Source organism: Ferviditalea candida (genome assembly GCF_035282765.1).
Classification (GTDB): domain Bacteria; phylum Bacillota; class Bacilli; order Paenibacillales; family KCTC-25726; genus Ferviditalea; species Ferviditalea candida.
Window position 1 is genome coordinate 1 of record NZ_JAYJLD010000078.1, and the last position, 3,034, is coordinate 3,034.

Below are 3,034 nucleotides of genomic sequence, written 5' to 3' on the forward strand. Positions count from 1 at the left end.
GACTTGTCAGCAGAAGCTGCAGCGAGATGGCAGGCAAGAAAACGCTGGGGAATATCTGGCGGTTGACTGGACACCGGAGCGTCTGACCTGTCAGCAGATACCGCAACGAGGTGACAGGAAAGAAAAAACGCTGGGGAAATCCTGGTGATTCACTGGGTACTGGAGCGGCTGACTTGTCAGCAGAAGCTGTGGCGAGATGGCAGGCAAGAAAAACGCTGGGGAAATCCTGGTGGTTCACTGGACACTGGAGTGGCTGACTTGTCAGCAGAAGCTGCGGCAAGGTGGCAGGCAAGAAAAACGCTGGGGAATATCTGGCGGTTCACTGGTCACTGGAGCGGCTGACTTGTCAGCAGAAGCTGCGGCGAGATGGCAGGCAAGAAAACGCTGGGGAATATCTGGCGGTTGACTGGACACCGGAGCGTCTGACTTGACAGTAGAAGCTGCGGCGAGGTGGCAAGCTAGAAAAACGCTGGGGAAATCCTGGTGGTTCACTGGTCACTGGAGCGGTTGACTTGTCAGCAGGAGCTGTGGCGAGGTGGCAGGCTAGAAAAACGCTGGGGAATATCTGGCGGTTCACTGGTCACTGGATCAGCTGACTTGACAGTAGAAGCTGCGGCGAGGTGGCAAGCTAGAAAAACGCTGGGGAATATCTGGCGGTTCACTGGGCATTGGAACGTCTGACTTGTCAGCATATGCTGCAACAAGGTGACAGTAAAGAAGAACTCTGGCGAATTCTTGGTGATTCGCTGGTCACTGGAGCGTATGACCTGTCAACAGATGCCGCAACGAGGTGATAGGAAAGAAAAAACGTTGGGGAATATCTGGAAGTTCACTGGTCACTGGAGCGGCCGACTTGACAGCAGAAGCTGCGGCGAGGTGACAGGGAAGAAAAACGCTGGGGAAATCCTGGTGGTTCACTGGTCACTGGAGCGTCTGACCTGTTAGCAGATGCTGCAGCAGGGTAACACGTTTATGCTAGGGTCTTTAGAAATGAAAGGTGTATAGGGAAGGTGTTTTAATGAAACCAAGAGTTTTTATAGGTTCTTCTGTTGAAAGTTTGGAGATTGCTAGAGCGCTTCAAGTTATTTTAGATTATGATTGCGAGAGTGTTATATGGAATCAGGGAGTTTTTAAACTGTCGAGTACAACAATGCACGATCTTTCGAGGATTGAAGATATTGACTTTGCGATATTCATATTTTCACCCGACGATTTAACGACAATACGAAATCAAGAGTATAGAACTGTAAGAGATAACTTGATTCTAGAGTTTGGGATGTTTGTTGGAAAATTAGGTCTTGACCGGGTTTTCTTTGTGATCCCCAAAGATATTGACTTTCATCTACCAACCGACATTTTAGGGATCACACCTGGAGTTTATGAAGCATTCCGAAAAGATAAGAACATTGAAGCAGCATTAGGAGCAGTTTCGAGACAAATGTTATTGCAAATGAAACAGTTAGGGAATAAAACTCTTCCTGTTGTTGAAGGGAAATGGGAGTTTACCCTGAATTCAAGTAACAAGTGGATTTGGAAACGTTATTCAGGTAATGGAAAATTAATAGGCGCTTCATGCAATGAATACGTTAGAAAGGAATATTGTATTGAAAATGCTCGGTTACATGGGTATACAGTATCTAAGGATTACAGAGTTCCTAAGTAAGTTTTAACTAAATTGGTTATCAAGAAAGGAGGGGGCTCTTTGACTAAGTTTTCAGCAATGGCTAGATTATTATCGCACTTGGGGGACCAATTAATCAGTAGCTCGACAGTAGCAATATTAGAGCTTATAAAGAATGCTTATGATGCAGGATCCCCTTCAGTAAAAATTATTATTGATCAAGAAAATCGTACAATAACTATAGAAGATAAGGGTTCAGGCATGTCCAGAGATGATATTTTAAACAAATATCTTGTTATTGGAACAACTGACAGGTTAGAAAAAAAAGAAAGAATTTCAAGAAGGCAAGCAAAGAGATCAATTGATTACATACATGATCAAAAGGAGGATGATTATGATGATGAAAACAACAAAATACCACTGGGGGAAAAGGGTTTAGGTAGATTTGCAACAATGAAGCTGGGGGAAAAGCTAGTTTTATTAACGAGGTCGAAAGAAAAAACGAACTTGACTTTCCGTCGTCTCCCTGGCAAGAAAGTGAGATATTCGCAAAAAAAACTAGGATTTTTAAGGTCACAAGAGAGAATAAACTGGAATTTCCATCACATTCCTGGCACGACAGCAAGACTTTCAAGGAAAAAAGATGCAAGTTTGTTAATGATAAATTGGAACAAATTTAATTATTCAAGTAAAAATAAATTAGATGATGTAACGGTTCATTTATTTAAAATAAATCCGAATGATATTCCAAGCAATTACGGAGAATCTTTTGTAAAGATTAAGATTTATCATATTAAAGATTTTTATGATCCCGAGGAATGGAATAAAAAGAAGTTTGAAGCTTTTTATCGACAGAATTTTATGAAATATATAAACCCATTTAAACCAAGTCAAGGATTCCAAATCACACTTGAAATTCGCACGATTAATAAGGATTTCTATAGGTATACGCCGGAAAGTATTGATAAAAAACTATTAGAACAAGCCCCATATAAAATAAGTGGAGAAGTCGTGGGGCTTAATCTGAATGCGCATTATTATATTAGAGGTAAAGATGGTAGAGAATATTCTGACGTATTAAATAAAAAAATCAGTGAGCTGGAAGGTAGATTGTTATCTCCAGATGATCAAGTTGGACCGATATCGTTTGAGTTTTATTTTTTTAATAGAACATCAAAACGATTAAAGGAAATTAAAGGTTACGAAGACGAGACGGAAAAAACGAGATTACTGAATCAGTATTCAGGTGGAATAATGATCTACCGAGATAATTTTAGGGTGCTTCCTTACGCTGAGCCCGGGAATGATTGGCTATATAATTCATGACTAATGCCAGCTAATACTTTGTAAATTATTAGTAGATAAAGCTGCAAAGCCTCTTTATCTTAGCTGGATTCCTCATGATATTCATGA

3 protein-coding genes are annotated in these 3,034 nt (G+C 40.8%); all 3 read left to right on the forward strand.

Annotated features, from left to right (window positions below; translation table 11 throughout):
- Positions 1 to 229 precede the first annotated feature (229 nt).
- The 3 genes from VF724_RS21020 (at position 230) to VF724_RS21030 (ending at position 2,947) form a co-directional block, all read left to right on the forward strand.
- The gene (locus tag VF724_RS21020) at positions 230 to 406 is read left to right on the forward strand and encodes a hypothetical protein (RefSeq protein ID WP_371756191.1); all 177 of its coding nucleotides are present in this window, start codon (positions 230 to 232) and stop codon (positions 404 to 406) included.
- Between the two features lie 612 nt (positions 407 to 1,018).
- Complete coding sequence (locus VF724_RS21025; RefSeq protein WP_371756192.1) at positions 1,019 to 1,663, forward strand: nucleotide-binding protein; 645 nt, start codon at positions 1,019 to 1,021, stop codon at positions 1,661 to 1,663.
- Between the two features lie 39 nt (positions 1,664 to 1,702).
- Complete coding sequence (locus tag VF724_RS21030) at positions 1,703 to 2,947, forward strand: ATP-binding protein (RefSeq protein ID WP_371756193.1); 1,245 nt, start codon at positions 1,703 to 1,705, stop codon at positions 2,945 to 2,947.
- Positions 2,948 to 3,034 lie beyond the last annotated feature (87 nt).

What these genes read in the sequence shown, in the direction of transcription:
- VF724_RS21025 (WP_371756192.1), top strand. Translation starts at nt 1,019, where the DNA reads ATGAAACCAAGAGTTTTTATAGGTTCTTCTGTTGAAAGTTTGGAGATT.